At 57.9% G+C, this 14,910-nt stretch carries 10 protein-coding genes; 7 read left to right on the forward strand and 3 right to left on the reverse strand.

The features are described 5' to 3' along the window. Both CJ255_RS11260 and CJ255_RS11265 read right to left on the reverse strand, forming a co-directional pair. On the reverse strand, positions 1-4,250 hold a 4,250-nt coding region (locus tag CJ255_RS11260), incomplete at its 3' end, for a choice-of-anchor D domain-containing protein (RefSeq protein ID WP_124681908.1). Positions 4,251-4,424: 174 nt separating this feature from the next. Then, positions 4,425-5,051 carry an N-acetyltransferase gene (locus CJ255_RS11265; protein ID WP_097644203.1) on the reverse strand — a complete coding sequence of 209 codons (627 nt, stop codon included), beginning with the start codon at positions 5,049-5,051 and terminating at the stop codon, positions 4,425-4,427. Positions 5,052-5,171: 120 nt separating this feature from the next. Here CJ255_RS11265 and CJ255_RS11270 point away from each other — a divergent pair, with 120 nt between their 5' ends. Next, positions 5,172-6,044: an alpha/beta fold hydrolase gene (locus tag CJ255_RS11270; RefSeq protein ID WP_097644204.1), complete on the forward strand. Its 873-nt coding sequence runs from the start codon at positions 5,172-5,174 to the stop codon at positions 6,042-6,044. Positions 6,045-6,191: 147 nt separating this feature from the next. Here CJ255_RS11270 and CJ255_RS11275 read toward each other — a convergent pair whose 3' ends face one another. After that, positions 6,192-7,229, reverse strand: a complete 1,038-nt coding sequence (locus tag CJ255_RS11275; RefSeq protein ID WP_097644205.1) for a gluconeogenesis factor YvcK family protein — start codon at positions 7,227-7,229, stop codon at positions 6,192-6,194. A 257-nt stretch (positions 7,230-7,486) separates the two neighbouring features. Between CJ255_RS11275 and CJ255_RS11280 the strand changes: the two genes are divergently transcribed. The 6 genes from CJ255_RS11280 to CJ255_RS11305 all read left to right on the forward strand — a co-directional run bounded on the left by CJ255_RS11280 (position 7,487) and on the right by CJ255_RS11305 (position 14,768). Next, positions 7,487-8,512 (forward strand): ABC transporter substrate-binding protein, encoded by a 1,026-nt coding sequence (locus CJ255_RS11280; protein ID WP_097644206.1) that lies wholly within the window; start codon positions 7,487-7,489, stop codon positions 8,510-8,512. A 218-nt stretch (positions 8,513-8,730) separates the two neighbouring features. Beyond that, a complete protein-coding gene (locus tag CJ255_RS11285) occupies positions 8,731-9,771 on the forward strand; it encodes a quaternary amine ABC transporter ATP-binding protein (RefSeq protein WP_217352436.1) in 1,041 nt (346 codons plus the stop codon). 123 nt (positions 9,772-9,894) lie between these two features. Then, a complete protein-coding gene (locus CJ255_RS11290; protein ID WP_097644208.1) occupies positions 9,895-11,973 on the forward strand; it encodes an ABC transporter permease in 2,079 nt (692 codons plus the stop codon). Between the two features lie 37 nt (positions 11,974-12,010). Continuing rightward, positions 12,011-12,982: a deoxyhypusine synthase family protein gene (locus CJ255_RS11295; protein WP_097644209.1), complete on the forward strand. Its 972-nt coding sequence runs from the start codon at positions 12,011-12,013 to the stop codon at positions 12,980-12,982. 69 nt (positions 12,983-13,051) lie between these two features. Beyond that, on the forward strand, positions 13,052-13,417 hold the full coding sequence (locus tag CJ255_RS11300) for a Flp family type IVb pilin (RefSeq protein WP_097644210.1): 366 nt from the start codon (positions 13,052-13,054) through the stop codon (positions 13,415-13,417). 268 nt (positions 13,418-13,685) lie between these two features. Further along, positions 13,686-14,768 carry a DUF4097 family beta strand repeat-containing protein gene (locus CJ255_RS11305; protein ID WP_097644211.1) on the forward strand — a complete coding sequence of 361 codons (1,083 nt, stop codon included), beginning with the start codon at positions 13,686-13,688 and terminating at the stop codon, positions 14,766-14,768. The last annotated feature ends 142 nt before the right edge of the window (positions 14,769-14,910 follow it).

The raw sequence follows: 14,910 nt of genomic DNA on the forward strand, positions 1-14,910 counted from the left end.
GTGGGCTCCGGGGTGGGCTCCGGGGTGGGCTCCGGGGTGGGCTCCGGGGTGGGCTCCGGGGTGGGCTCCGGGGTGGGTTCAGACAAGCCCTCACAACGCAACGGGTAGCTCACCGTGGGCTGGGTGGGATCGTTGGTGTTCAGGGTGAGCGTTGCGCTTACATTGCCCACGGCGCTTGGGCTACAGACCAAGGCGACCACGTGGTGCGCGTCGTCGGCAAGTTCCAGCGGGAAGCGGCTTGGATCAGCGAGGCTGAAGTTGATCGCGCCCGTACCAGTGATCTGCGGGTCGCTCAGGCGCAGCGGCGCGTTGCCTGTCGCGCTGATGGTGAGCGTCAGTGTGCTGCTGCTGCCTACTAGGACACTGCCAAAGTCGAGCGTCGCGCTCGGTGGAGGGGTTGAGGTGTAGCCGGAGGTGGGGGTGCCTACGATCACCGTGAAGCTACTTGTGCTGTTGCGCGTGGAGGGGTTGAACTCGTTGCTGCTCACCTGGGCGCTATTGGTCAGCGGGCCAAGGGTTGTTGGTGCCTGGACGACTACGGTGACAGTGAGCGCCTCGCCTACACCCAGCGGCGTAAAATTGCCCGCAGGCGCAAGGTAGCCAATGATCCGCTCGAGCAACTCCTCGCCATTGGCGAGGTCATGGTTGGCTACCGCCTCCCACGGGAAGGAGAAGAAGATGGTATTATCTGTGGCAATACCCAAGCTATTGTCGTTCGCATCGAGCAGCACTGTGGTAGCCCCTAGCGTGGGCGTAAGCGCATCACTCCAATCCGTAAAGGTAAAGGGGAAGTCGAGTTCATACGGCCCTAAGCCTGCCAGCGGCCCTGCGCCGTGTACGGGCGTAGCACTCGTGACGTCATTCGTAACTGCATCCACGCCCAAGTAGGCGCTCATGAAGGGCGTGACTACCTCACCGCGAGCGTAGTAGTAGTCCTGCGCCGAGATAAAGAGCCGACCGCCCGCAGCAAGGTAGCCGGCCAGCGCCGTCTCCTGCTCGCTACTTGGCCCACCCAACTCACTACCCACCCAGATCACCAGTGGGTAGGCGCTGAGATCGCTCGCCGTGAGCGGTGGACTCGCTTCCGGATCGAAGCGCACATAGCTCAGACCCAGCCCATCCAACGCCTGCTGGTAGAGCGTTGTGCCATCACGGCTCGCATCGCCATCGCCATCCACCAGCAGAATGGTAGCGTTGAAGCGGCAGGTCAGGAGGCTCGCCTCGGCGCTGCACGTCCCTTGGCTCGGCGTCGCCGTCAGCAGCGTGGTGCCTGCGGGCAAGTAGTCGTGCAGCAGTACACCACTTGCCTGACTGGGGCCGTGGTTGGTGATGGTCAGCGTGTAGGTGATCAGCCCGCCCGGTTCAACCGTGGTTGTATGCGCTGTATGAACCAACTCCAGATCGGCTACTGGCAGCAGGGCTATGCTGAGCGGATCGCTGTTGTTGGCTGGGTTGGGATCCGCCGCATCCACCGCCGTGAGCGTGGGGTTGCTTGTAATCGGGCCCAACGCATCCACGCTCACCGTTGCGCTGAGGGTGAAGGTGAGGATGCCGCTGCTCGTGAGTTCTACAATCGTGGTATCGAGATCGCCAGAGGGCAGCGTGGCAGGGCAGAGCGCCCCGCCGCTCGCGCTGCAGCGCCAGGTCGCGTCAACCAGGTCGGCGGGCACGGGCGCTTGCAGACGCGCCCCCGCCGGATTGGGGCCAGCATTGCTGATCACCAGCGTAAAGGTAATTGGATAGCCCGCAGCAACCGTGGGGCTGCTGCTCGTCTGGCTCAAATGCAGATCAGCCGCAGGCAGTTCCACCTGGGCCACCTGGTAGCGCCAGAAGGGGCCACTGGTGATGCCGCGCCCATCAGTTTTGGCGACACCATCAAAGGCGTAGCTCACCGGGGCGAGCGTTGGCGGCGCATTGCTAACGTGGGGCGTCTGCTCTACCCGATTGCCTGTGCGATCAATGGTGTATTGGGTAAACTGGTGCCAGGTTGTCACATCATCACAGACAAAGCCCGGTGGCCCGTGCAAGATATAGCTCCCCGTGAAGCCGGAGACAGCACAGGGTGCGCCATGGCTCGTGAAGGCAAAACTCTGCGCCGACGGCCCGCTACTGGTCAGTGTCACCCCCGCATCGGGGGCCGCCACCGACACGCCAGCAGCCAGAATCTCCAACGCCCCATACCAGCGCTGTTCAATTGCTGGCGCTGTGCCGCTGCCAAAGCTGTTGTCGCTGTAGAGCGTGCTGCTATTGACCGCGGTGGTATCAAGGGCAAAGATCGCCGCACAGTTGGTAGGCCCGGCGTGACAGTTGTTGCTGAAGCTGTTGCCGTCCGCCTCCGCACCAATCCGCGGCTGGCTCAGGTAGTCGCCTCCAGCGACAATCTGTGGTTGCAAGCGCACCCCGCTGCCGCTATTGCCACTGATCGTATTGCCAAAGATGTGGGGCGAAGCACCCACGAGGTGGATGCCATCGCCGCCATGCTGCCGGATCGTATTGTCGCGCAGCAGATTATCGGGGGCCGGATCGCCCGGCGCAGGCGTGTGGCGCAGCGTGCGATCAGCAAAGATACCGTGGTTGCGGTTCAGTTCAATCGTGTTACGCAGCAGGCTATTGTTGGTTGTACCCGGCGCGCTTGTCCACCCCTCCAAGAGAATCCCGTGGTTGTTATTGTGGGCGATCTGGTTGCCGAAGGCGTCGTTACCTGGATGGCCAATCAGGTTGCCATTGGCCGCACGACGCAGCACGATGCCGCTGCCCTGGTTGCCCAGCATGCCACCCTCATGCGCCACGCCGATCCGGTTCCCGCTGATCACGTTATCGGTGGGAGGAAGATCAGGTACAAAGCCACTTGTTCCACCAAGTATGATGCCGTTCCCACTATTGCCACTGATCGTATTGGCCTCATCTTCGTCATCCACGCCATTGCCATCAGTGCCAATCAGGTTGCCGTGCGCCCCGCCGGTAATGAAGATGCCATTGGCATTGGGCAGCGCCCCGTTGCCCGTCATATCGGTGCCAATCAGGTTGCCCTGGATCTGCGTAATCCGCACGCCCGGGCCGAGCAACTGGATGCCATCGCTACCACTCGCCGCAATCACATTGCTGATGATCAGCGTTCCCGTGATCGTCCCATGGCTGGCGCTCGTCCCCTCGCTGCGCAGCACAATGCCGCGCGCATTGCCCCGCGCCTGCATGCCGCTCGCATCGCTGCCGATGTAGTTCCCGCGCACCTCATTGCCACCAATCGCTTCCCACGACGCCGCGTTAATCCGCACCCCACCCTCAAAGGCGGCCCCGACCTGACCATTGGCCGCGATGCGATTGGCTTGCACTACGTTGCGCGAACCGGAGATATAGACGCCTTCATCACCATTGCCCAGCGCGGTGCTACCATCAATCCCCAGGCCGATGTAGTTGCCCAGCACAGTGTTGCTATCGCTGCCGAAGAGCCCCACACCACGCGAACTATTCCCACTCAAAATGTTGCGTTCGGCAGGTGTCGCGCCACCAATGCGATTATTGGTGCTACCACTTTGGATGAAGATACCGGTGCCATCGTTGGGGAGCGCATTGATTCCGGTGGCATCTACGCCAACATAGTTGCCGATGAATGTATTATCGCTTACCACGCTCATGCTGATGCCGTGATTGTTGCCAGCCATCCCGCCGCGCTGGCCACTGATCAGGTTGTAGGCGACCGTGGTACTGTTTGCCGCCACCGCTTGGATACCGGTCTGGTTGGGTACCGCCGCACTACCCGTCGCATTGGTACCGATAAAGTTGCACTCTATCCGGCTATTGTTCACGCCAGGATTGATACGGATCGCCGCACCTAAGCCATCCTGGTAGCCTTGGAGCACGAGGCCACGCACGGTGCTTGGCGCACTCAGGGTGAGCATGCCCTCCTGGATGCCCGCCCCCGTGCTACCCACCCCATTGATCACCACCTGCAACGCCGACGGCACCCAGTTGCAATCCGCCCCATTGAGGCCATCAATGGTTAGTTGTTGCGTGATGGGCGGCAGTGGTGTCGCCAGATTGATCGTATGCGGCCCGACACCCACCAGCGCAAAATTGATCGTATGCGGCCCGGCGCTGCCATTCGCATCGAGAATCGCCTGACGCAGCGAACCAGCGCCACTATCATCCGTATTGGTCACCGTAAAATCAGCCGCATGGGTGGGCGTTACCGGCACGAGCAACAAGCTGAAGCCAAAGAGCAGCAGGAACAAGAAACGAGCGCGGCGCATAGGGACTCCCAAGCATATACGGGCAACTTCTGCCCCATCATGATGCAGTATACCAAAACAACGAGCAAGCAGTGCCAATTGGCACTGCTTGCTCGTCACTCACCACTCACCACTCACCACTCACCACTCACCACTCACCACTCACCACTCACCACTCACCACTCACCACTATGATCACACCTGCGGATAACGCACCATGCAATACTGCTTCAAATTCGTATGTGGCGCACTGATGGTATGCACCAACTCAAAGTCAAAGTGGGCATAGATGGCGACATTCTGCTCGTTGTGGGTCTCTAGCACAATCGGAATTTGCTGGAGATCACAGTTGATCAGCACCGGCGTGATCAGCTTGCGAAAAGCCCCAGTGCCTCGTAGATGCTTGTCAATGGCGATAATCTTGAGGTGGTAGTAGTTTTCACCCACGAATTCTTGATACCAACCGAGGTTGAGTACGTCGCGAATGGATTGATTGTTGGCCCAGAGGGTTCTGATGTCGGCCCAACTGAGGGTGCTAAAGACCACCATGTAGGTTTTGAGCATCAGCAGCGCCTGTTTCCAATAGCTCTGATGCTTGCTGTAGCCGCCAATCAGGAAGGCTCTGGGGTTGCCGTCGAGCAGATGGAGTTGCATGCGCTCAGAGTTGGCGGCCTGCTTGATCTGGAGCAATGAGGTGATATGGAGGAGTTGGGCTTTATTCTGAATGCCTTGAAAGATGTTCTCAAACAGAGGGTCTTCAAGGAAGCTGTCGGTCATCGTATGTGCGATGTTCCAGATATGATCGGGCGAACACGTTGCCATGGGGGATGCTCCTGGGTAGGTTGCTAGTATGGGCTACTCTTGGTACACTACGCTATTGTCTCTTTCCATGATTCCTGTTGGAGTTACAGACTTCACCAGACAAGTACCTGGAGTGTAAGGATGCAGCTTCCGCCGCTTGCTTGGCTCGATTTGCCGACTGGGCCGTTGGCCTATCGCCGTGGCGGTGAGGGGCCGCCGCTGTTGTTGATCCACGGATGGGGGGGGGCGTCACGCTATTGGGTGGGGGCTTTTGCGAGCCTCGCGGATCGCTACGATATCATTGCGCTCGATCTGCCTGGCTTTGGGGCTTCGCCCCCACCACAGGGTGCAGCAACCCTCGGCGATCTGACCCGCAGTGCGGTCTTCGCTATGCAGGCCCTCGATCTGAAGGCGCTGGCGATTGGTGGTCACTCGTTTGGTGCCGGGGTGGGCCTGCTGATGGCCGGGGCCTTCCCTGAGCAGGTGCATCGTTTGGCGCTGGTGAGCTTCGGCCTGCCCCGCAGTGCCAGTGAAGCCCTGATGATTACGCAGCTCCACATCCAGATGCGCACCAACAGCGCCCTCTTGGCTCCGTGGCTCGATGTCTGGCGGCCCTGGCTGGCGCTCTGGCGGCCTTGGTTGCGCCAGTTTTGGCTAACCCCGCCCTTCCCGGCGCTCTTGGCATCCCAGGCGGTCTATGATCTGACCCAGATTCCCTACCCTATGCTCGCGATGGGCGTTACCGATCTGCTGGCTATGGATGCGCGGGTTGGGCTGGAGGCGGCAAGTAGCACGGGCGATCCATTGGTGCTGGCCGCTATAGAGCATGTCAAAGCGCCCACCCTGATCCTGAGTGGGCGCGAAGACCCCATCTTTCCCGCTGCTGCCGTCACCGCCCTGGCCGAGGCACTCCCACAGAGTGGCCTCGTCCTCCTGGATCGTTGTGGCCACATCCCGATGGCCGAGCATCCAGTAGCGTTCTATACGACGCTGGGGAGCTTCTTGGCTGCCTAGAGGGAGAGAGGACGTAGAGTGTTGTACCACAGAGGCACTGAGGGCACCGAGGTTTTGATAGAGGGCGTGCCAGGATGGTGTTCCCTTAAACTTTTTCGTGTTCTCTGTGGTGAAATACTCTATGTTCGGTAATCTACAATCTACAATCTACAATCTGCAATCTGCAATCTGCAACTCACTCAGCGCCAAACCGAGCTTTGCCGGGTCGCTGCGGATGGTATCAAGTTTGTTCCAGATCTGCCGTGGCCCACTGCTCGCTTCCAGCAGAGGGCGTAGTATAGGGGTGACGCCGAGGGCTTGGATGTGGGCCAGTTCATGCTCATCCGGTTCGAGCAGGTGTAACCCAATGGCCGCATAGGCCGCCCGTACTTCGGGCGCAATCTGGTCGCCTTGGCTGATCAGGGCGTAATCAAGCACGCCTGGGCCGAGCAGGGCAACGAGGCGCTGGATATGATCATAGATCCCCATCCCATCGGTCTGGCCGGGTTGGGTGGTGCTGTTGCAGATGAAGGCGATGGGCGCATTGCTCTGTTGGAGAGCCTCAACTACTCCACCGAAGGCGAGGCTGGCCATTAGTGAGGTGTAGAAGCTGCCAGGGCCAAGCACGACCAGATCGGCGCTGGCAATGGCAGCACATGCTGCGTGGGTGGCATGGGTTTCTGGAGGACTGACCCAGAGCCGTTTGATCGGCGCTTTGTTCAGGCCGCGCACCGCTAGTTCACGTTCAACTACGGTGCCATCTTCCAATTCGGCGCAGATGTGGGCATCGCTGCTGGCAATTGGCAGAATGGTTGCTTGGCAATGCAGCAGTTGGCTGAGGGTCTGCACGGCAGCCTCAAAGTCGCCGTCGAGTTGGGCCAATGCGGCGAGCATCAGGTTGCCAAAGGCCATGCCGTCGAGGGCGGGCACGCTTGGGGCACTGAGGCGGTGCTGAACGAGACGGGCCCAGAGGCCATTCGGTTCGGCAGCCAAGGCCGCCATCGTATTACGCAGATCGCCAGGGGCCGGAATCGCACCAATCGCTCGCGCAGTTCCCGTACTACGCCCCGTATCGGTGACGGCAATGAGCGCCGTGCGCTGCGCGAAATAGGGGGCCGCGCCCAAAAGCAGTTGGCTCACCCCGCCGCCCCCGCCGAGCGCCACCAGATGGCCCTTGGTTGGCTTAGAGATTGAATGTTGGTTCATGGCTCTATCATAGCAGGTGCTGAACATGTTGGGGCACGGCCCCAAATCCTGCGACAGGGGGGGGAGGAGGCTTCGCCACCCCCAAGAAAACTCTTTTTGTTCGGTTTTGGCGGCGAAGCCGCCAAAACCGAACAAAAAACGGGAGTTGGGGTATAGCCCGCCGCTGTGTGAACATAAAATCACGAAGTGGGGTAATATGGGGGGAAGCGTAGAAGCCGACAAGCGATCCGCTTGTCATTGAAGACTGGAGGTGCTTGATGCCCAAATTGCGACGTATGCCCTTGGTTGTGTTGCTGCTCACCATGGCGCTGCTGTTGGCCGCCTGTGGTACACAGACTCCCGCTGCCCCGCCTGCTGTCTCTGATGCCCCCCCCGCTGAGGCTGAGGCACCCGCCTCACCCCCACAAACGCCGAATGGCATGACGATTACGCTGGCAGAGAATCCTTGGACTGGTTCGTCGGTGAATGTCTATGTGGCTAAGATTTTGCTTGAAGAGCAGCTTGGCTATACCGTTGAGGTGGTGACGGTTGACGAGAATATTCAGTGGTCGGCCTTGGCCAGCGGCGATCTCAGCGCCACCTTGGAGATTTGGCCCTCTGGCCACGCAGATAATGTACAACAGTACATTGTGGAACAGCAGTTGGTTGAAGATCTTGGCCCCTTAGGGGTGATCGGCAAGATTGGTTGGTATCTGCCGACCTATATGGTTGAGCAGCACCCTGAATTGGCAACCTACGAGGGCTTCCGCGATCCCGAACTGGCGGCACTCTTTAGCACCGCTGAGACTGGCGTTGCCGGGCAGTTTCTTGGTGGCGATCCCAGTTGGGTGCAGTATGATGAGGATATTATTGCCAACCTGGGGCTGAACCTGCAGGTCGTGCAGTCCGGCTCGGAGCAGGCGGTCATGGCGGCCCTCGATGCGGCCTATAGCCGCAATGCGCCGCTGCTCTTCTACTTCTGGACGCCCCACTCGGTGCATGCCAAGTATGATTTGACCGAAGTGCAGTTGCCCCCGTACACTGATACATGCTACGATCAGGCCGATACGGGTGGGATTGCCTGTGATTACCCCGAAGATGTGCTCTTTAAGGCTGCTTGGGCTGGTTTGCAGGCGCAAGCGCCGAGTGCCTATGCACTTTTGAGCAATATGCGGTACAGTAATGAAGATCAGATCAGTATGATCGCTGCGGTTGAGCTTGAAAACCTAGAACCCGAAGATGCTGCCCGTGCTTGGGTTGAGGCGAACGAGGCTACGTGGCGCACGTGGCTGCCAACGAATTAGTCGTCTTTTTCGTTCGTGTTGGCGGCGAAGCCGCCAACACGAACGAAAAATTTTTGTTAGCGCGAAGAAGCCTTGGGTTGGCAGCCACCGCGCCGCTGGCTGAGCCTGTCGAAGCCAAGCGGTGCGGCCCAGAACTTTTTCGCGCTAACAAATTTTTTCGCTAGAATGGGGCTTCGCCCCCCCACAACCTGCCCGTTCGTAACGAGGAGCCATTTGGCGTGAACGAATCCCCTCCTAACGTCATGCCGCCAAAGATCGTCTGCCGCGATGTCTGGAAGATCTTTGGCCGGTCGCCCCGCCGTATCTTCAAGGCATTAGCGACCGAATCTACCCCACCTGCCCCGCCTGAGGGCCATATTGTCGCGGTGCGCGGCGTCTCGTTTGAGGTGCGCCCCGGCGAAACCTTTGTGGTCATGGGCCTCTCGGGTAGCGGGAAGTCCACCTTGGTGCGCTGTATCTCACGGATCACCGAGCCGACCCACGGCGAGATTTTGGTTGACGGCCAAGATGTGTTACGCATGCGCCCGCTTGAGTTGCGGGAATTGCGCCGCAATCGTATTAGTATGGTCTTTCAACATTTTGGCCTCTTCCCCCATCGCCGCGTGATTGATAATGTGGCCTATGGCCTTGAGGTGCGTGGCGTTCCGCGCCCGAAACGGCGCGAACGCGCAGCCCAGGTGCTAGAGTTGGTGGGCCTGCAAGGTTGGGAGTACCACTTTCCCCGTCAGCTCTCCGGTGGTATGCAGCAGCGCGTTGGCCTCGCTCGCGCGCTTGCGGTAGACCCGGATATTCTGCTGTTTGATGAGCCGTTTAGTGCCCTTGATCCGCTGATTCGACGCGAAATGCAAGAAGAGTTGCAACGCCTACAAGCGACCCTGCATAAAACGAGTATCTTCATTACCCACGATTTTACTGAAGCGCTGAAGCTTGGCGATAAGGTTGCGGTGATGCGCCATGGCCAGATTGTTCAGGTGGGCACCCCCCAGGAGTTGGTACTCAATCCGATCAATGACTATGTTGGCGCATTTGTGCGCGATGCGCCGCGAGGCCGGGTGCTGACGGCCCAAGCGGTGATGACCAAGTGTAATCCTGTGCCTCCCCCTGCTGATCGCCCAACCATTAGCGCCCACACCTACCTCGACGATCTGTTGCCGCTCATGGCCGCCTACGGCGATCCGGTGGCGGTCACCGATGGCAATGGCTTTACCATTGGCCATGTGGATCGTGCCGGGGTTCTCAAGGCACTGATTCGGGAGTAAGGGAAGCATACAGAAACGAGAAAGTAGAAAATAGGTTTGTGGCATCAGGATGCGCTAAATACCTCCAAACGGTAACGTGCCCTGAAAGCATCTCTAAGAAACGCTAAAGCTGATTGGGACGCCATGTTCGGCAATCTGCAATCTCCAATCTGCAATCTCCAATCTGCAATCTGCAATCTCCAATCTCCAATCTCCAATGGTATGACAACACGTTCCCAACCTCTTCCATTTGAACAACCGAGTTTCCAACTCTTCCTGCAAGCCCTGATGTGGGTTGGGGTGGCGTTGGGGATTGGTGTGCTGGCTGTGGCTTGGCCAGCGGTGCCACGTGCGTTCCCTGAAGCATGGAATTTGGGGTTGCGTGCGCCGATTGATGAGTTTCAACGTTGGGTGATTGCCAATCGCGCTACCCATCCTGTCTTTGTCTTTGGCTTTACGCCGCTGAGTCGTGGGATTGACCAGGCGCTCCGCTTGAGTGAACAGATGCTGCTGCGCCCCAGTTGGTATGTGCTGTTGCTGATCTTTGGTTTATTTGGTTACCTTGCGGGTGGCGTGCGCCTCAGCCTCTTCTGTGCCGGGAGTCTGCTGCTCGCTGGCCTCTTTGGGCTGTGGGTGCCTACCATGCAGACCCTGGCGCTCATGTTGGCTACGCTGGTGCTGGCTATCCTCATTGGTGTGCCGCTGGGCATGGCCGCAGCAGCGAGTAATCGCCTCGACCGGGTGTTGCGCCCTGTGCTTGACGCGATGCAAACCATTCCGGCCTTTGTCTATTTGGTGCCGGTCTTGCTCTTCTTTGGCGTAGCCCGCGTGCCAGCCGTGATTGCCACGCTGATCTATGCTCTGCCGCCCATCATTCGCCTGACCAACTTGGGGATTCGGCAGTCCAATCAGGCGGCGGTGGAGGCGGCGCAGGCGTTTGGGGCCACCCGCTGGCAGATTCTGCGGGGCGTGCAACTGCCTCTGGCCCTGCCAAGTATCCTCATGGGTGTCAATCAGACCATCATGATGGCGTTGAGCATGGTGGTGATTGCGGCCATGATCGGCGCAGGTGGCTTAGGCCGTGAGGTGCTGGTGGCACTGCAACGGCTCAATGTGGGCCGTGCGCTCGAAGCGGGCCTCGTGATTGTCTGTATCGCTATGCTGCTCGACCGGCTCAGTGCGGCGCTGACGCGGATTGACTTTGCTGCACCAGTGACGACGCAACGCAAGGATTTTTTGGCCCACTGGCCTGCGAGTGCCCTTGCGGCCCGGTTGCCCCATGATCTGGCCTACTACTTTCAGACCTATGGGCGCTTCATCAATGCGCTGCTACTCTGTGTGGTCGTGGTGCTTGTTGATGTCCTTGTATGGGGGCTGGGCAGTTTTCCGAGCGATTGGCGCTGGAGCCTGCGCGAACCGGCCAACTTCGCGGTTACCTGGGCACGCGATAACCTCTACTTCATAACCGGGCCGCTGAGTGATGGCATTATCTACTACCTGCTCAACCCTAGCCGCGATCTGTTATTGAACCACCTGCCTTGGCCCGCTATCATCTTGGCTATCGCGGCTATTGCTTATGCCTCTGGCGGACTGCGTTTGGCCTTGGGCACGGCGGCTGGCCTGGTCATGATTGGGCTGCTGGGCATGTGGGCACCCGCTATGGAGACCCTAAGCCAAGTGATTCTGATGGTGCTGATGACGGTGCTGATTGCGGTGCCAATTGGCGTCGTTGCTTCGCAAAGCCCCCGCTTCAGCGCCGCGCTACGCCCGATCCTCGACATCCTGCAAACCATCCCGGCCTTTGTCTACCTCGTGCCGGTGATTATGCTCTTCAATATCGGGCGCGTCCCCGGCCTGATTGCCGCCGTACTCTATGCGCTGCCGCCGGGCATTCGGTTGACCCAATTGGGCATCGAGATGGTGCCCAAGGTAACGGTTGAAGCTGCCGAGTCGTTTGGCTCTAGTCGGCTCCAGACAATGATCAAGGTACAAATCCCCCAGGCGCTGCCTTCGATCATGCTGGCAATCAACCAGATCATCATCATGGTGCTTGCGATGGTGATCATCGCGGGGCTGGTTGGCGGGGCGGGCCTTGGCATCGAAGCGGTACGCGGCCTCGCTCGCAACGAGACAGGCCGTGGCATTGAAGCAGGGTTGTCTATTATGATCCTTGCCATCATCCTTGATCGCATTACCCAAGCATGGGCACGAAGCAAAACATAAGTTAATCAAAATTACCCAAACCCAAAGGAGTACATTCATGCACGAATCCGTCACACAGTTCATGGAACGCCACTTTCACCATTTCAACGCCGCCGAGCTCGTGCGCGCCGCGCGCGCCTATAGCGAGCATAGCGCCCAAGGCGGTATCTTTATGGTTACCCTGGCTGGAGCGATGAGTACCGCACGGCTCGGTTTATCGTTAGCCGAGATGATTAGGCAAGGGAAAGTTCACGCCATATCGTGTACCGGAGCAAATTTAGAAGAAGACATCTTTAATCTCCTTGGGCGTCAAGAGTACCAAAGCGTGCGCCAGTATCGCAGTTTGAGTCCACAAGATGACCAGAATTTGATGCTTAAAGGTTTGCATCGTGTGACCGATGTATGTATTCCTGAACACATATTTTTACGCTTTGGTGAGCGCATCCTGCAAGAGTGGGTAGATTGTGATCAAAAGCAGGAATCCTATTTTATCTATGAATACATCTATCGCATTCTCAAGGATGGATCGATCAAACATCTCTACCAAATCGATCCCAAAGAGAGTTGGGTCGTAGCCGCATGTGAAAAGCAAATCCCCATTTTTACCCCTGGTTGGGAAGACTCGAGTCTTGGTAATCTCTTTGCCGCCCATTGTATCCGTCAAACGATCCAACGAACCTCAACGGTTCGCAATGGCATAGACACCATGATCGATCTTACCGCATGGTACCGTGAAAGCTCAAAGCAGCATGGCATCGGCTTCTTCCAGATAGGTGGCGGGATTGCGGGCGACTTTCCGATCTGTGTCGTACCAATGTTAGCCCAAGACCTCCATGTGGAAGATGTCCGGCCCTGGGCCTATTTTTGCCAAATCAGCGACTCAACCACCAGCTATGGCTCCTACTCTGGGGCTATGCCAAGCGAAAAGATCACCTGGGGCAAGATTACAGCCACCACGCCTACATTTATGATCGAATCGGATGCAACCATCGTTGCTCCGCTTATCTTTGCGTATGTCTTGGGCTGGTAGGGCGTAGCTCCTTGACAGCTACGGTATGATGTATAGTAGGCATATCAGCCTTTTATCAGGAGGACTATCATGGTTCCCATTCAATCGCCCGATCCGCCTCCATCCACCAGCCTGCTGAACGCCTTTTGGCAGCATGAGTCGCAGGGCTGGCATGTTCGTAGCGCCGGTCAAGGTCTTGTCGAGTACGCCCTCCTTTTGGTGCTTATTGCTATTGTTGTTATTGGCGGGCTCACCGTACTCGGAGACGAGGTCGAGGGTGTCTACTATGACATTGCCTGTGCTCTTGGGGGCGATTGTTCCGCCGACGCTGCCGATGATCCTGCCAACCCCGGTGGCCCTCGCTCAGTACGACCAATTGATGTGAATGGTACGCCTACGTGTCCGGCGGGGTATTCCTTTCCATCGAATAATGCGAATGTCTGTTTGAGGAATTAAGTCACCTTATGGATGCGAGGGGGGCCGTGTGGGAACGTAGTTCCTACATAGCCCCTTATTTTTTAATACCAATTACCCTTGAACATGCCGCATTATCAAGCATGCTAACGCCCATTGGGACGCCATGTTCGGCAATCTGTAATCTGCAATCTGCAATCTGCAATCGTAAATGGTATAAGGCCGCGTTACCGGACCTTGCAACACCATTCCGTCTCTTCACGTCATATCGGCAGAACGGAAGGATGTTGTTTGGAAAGGTAGGCTCCTGATGAATCCCCACCCTGACCCGCGTGCGACCAATCCGGTACCCGATGAGGCTTACTATCGTCGCAACGAAATGACGCGCCGTTGGGGCACCCTGCTGCTTGTTGTCGGTGTGGTCTGGTTGGTCTTTGAATTGACCACGCGCGGCTCTATCTTTGGCGTAGGAATGGGCTTTGTAGAGCGTAGTAGCCCTCTGCCAGAGCAGCGTTATCGCGCCGAGCGGGTCGTGATCAGTGGTGTGAATGATCGCATTGAGTTGGTGGGTAGCAGTGGTTCCGAGGTGGTACTTGCGGCAAACCGCCGAGGTTATGGTTGGAATGGCAGTACCGCAGAGCGGGCTGCCGAAAACCTTGAGGTGGTAGTCGAGCAGCATGATGGGCTGCTGACAATTGACGTACGCCGTCCGCCCTCAGTCGGCTCCTTCTTGGGGCGACGCCCGGCTGCCGATCTGCGCCTGAGTCTGCCAGAGGGAGTTGCAGCAGAGGTTGTGCTGACCAGTGGGAACATCATGATGCATAACCTCCAAAGCGATCTTGTTTTACAGACCATCAGCGGTGCGATGAGCAGCCAAACCACGCTTGGTAGTTTCAATGCAACCACAACCTCAGGGGCCATACGGGTGCGTAACCATCAAGGCCCATTCCAAGCCCAAAGCATGAGTGGCGCAATTAGGGCGGAGGGTCAGCTTGAGGATGTGCAGGTCAATAGTGTCAGTGGCGCAATCCAGCTTGAGGGCAGCAACGGCCCCCTGGCTCTGAACACGATCTCAGGCAACATCACGATCAACGATGCACACGCTGCACGCTTAGACATTGATACCACCAGTGGCTCGATCCAGGTCGTAGCTGCCCTTGAGCCTGCCGCTGAAAACAGGATTAACACGATCTCTGGTGGTGTCTCTATACGCCTGATCACCCCCGAAGATCTGCGTCTCGTCGCAACCACAGTCAGTGGCGATCTCAGTACCAACCTACTCCTCAACGAGCGTGTTGCCGAACGGCGTCAACTCATAGGCGTACTTGGCAGTGGTACAACCCAGTTGACGGTCAGTAGCACCTCAGGTGCTATTCGGATCACGGGGCCGTAGGGGGAGGAAGTAGGAAACAGGAAATAGGAAATAGGAAACAGGAAACAGGAAATAGGAAACAGGAAACAGGAAACAGGAAACAGGAAACAGGAAACAGGAAATAGGAAATAGGAAATAGGAAACAGGAAAGAACACAAAAGGA

The sequence above is a fragment of the Candidatus Viridilinea mediisalina genome, assembly GCF_002532535.1.
GTDB classification, from domain to species: domain Bacteria; phylum Chloroflexota; class Chloroflexia; order Chloroflexales; family Chloroflexaceae; genus Viridilinea; species Viridilinea mediisalina.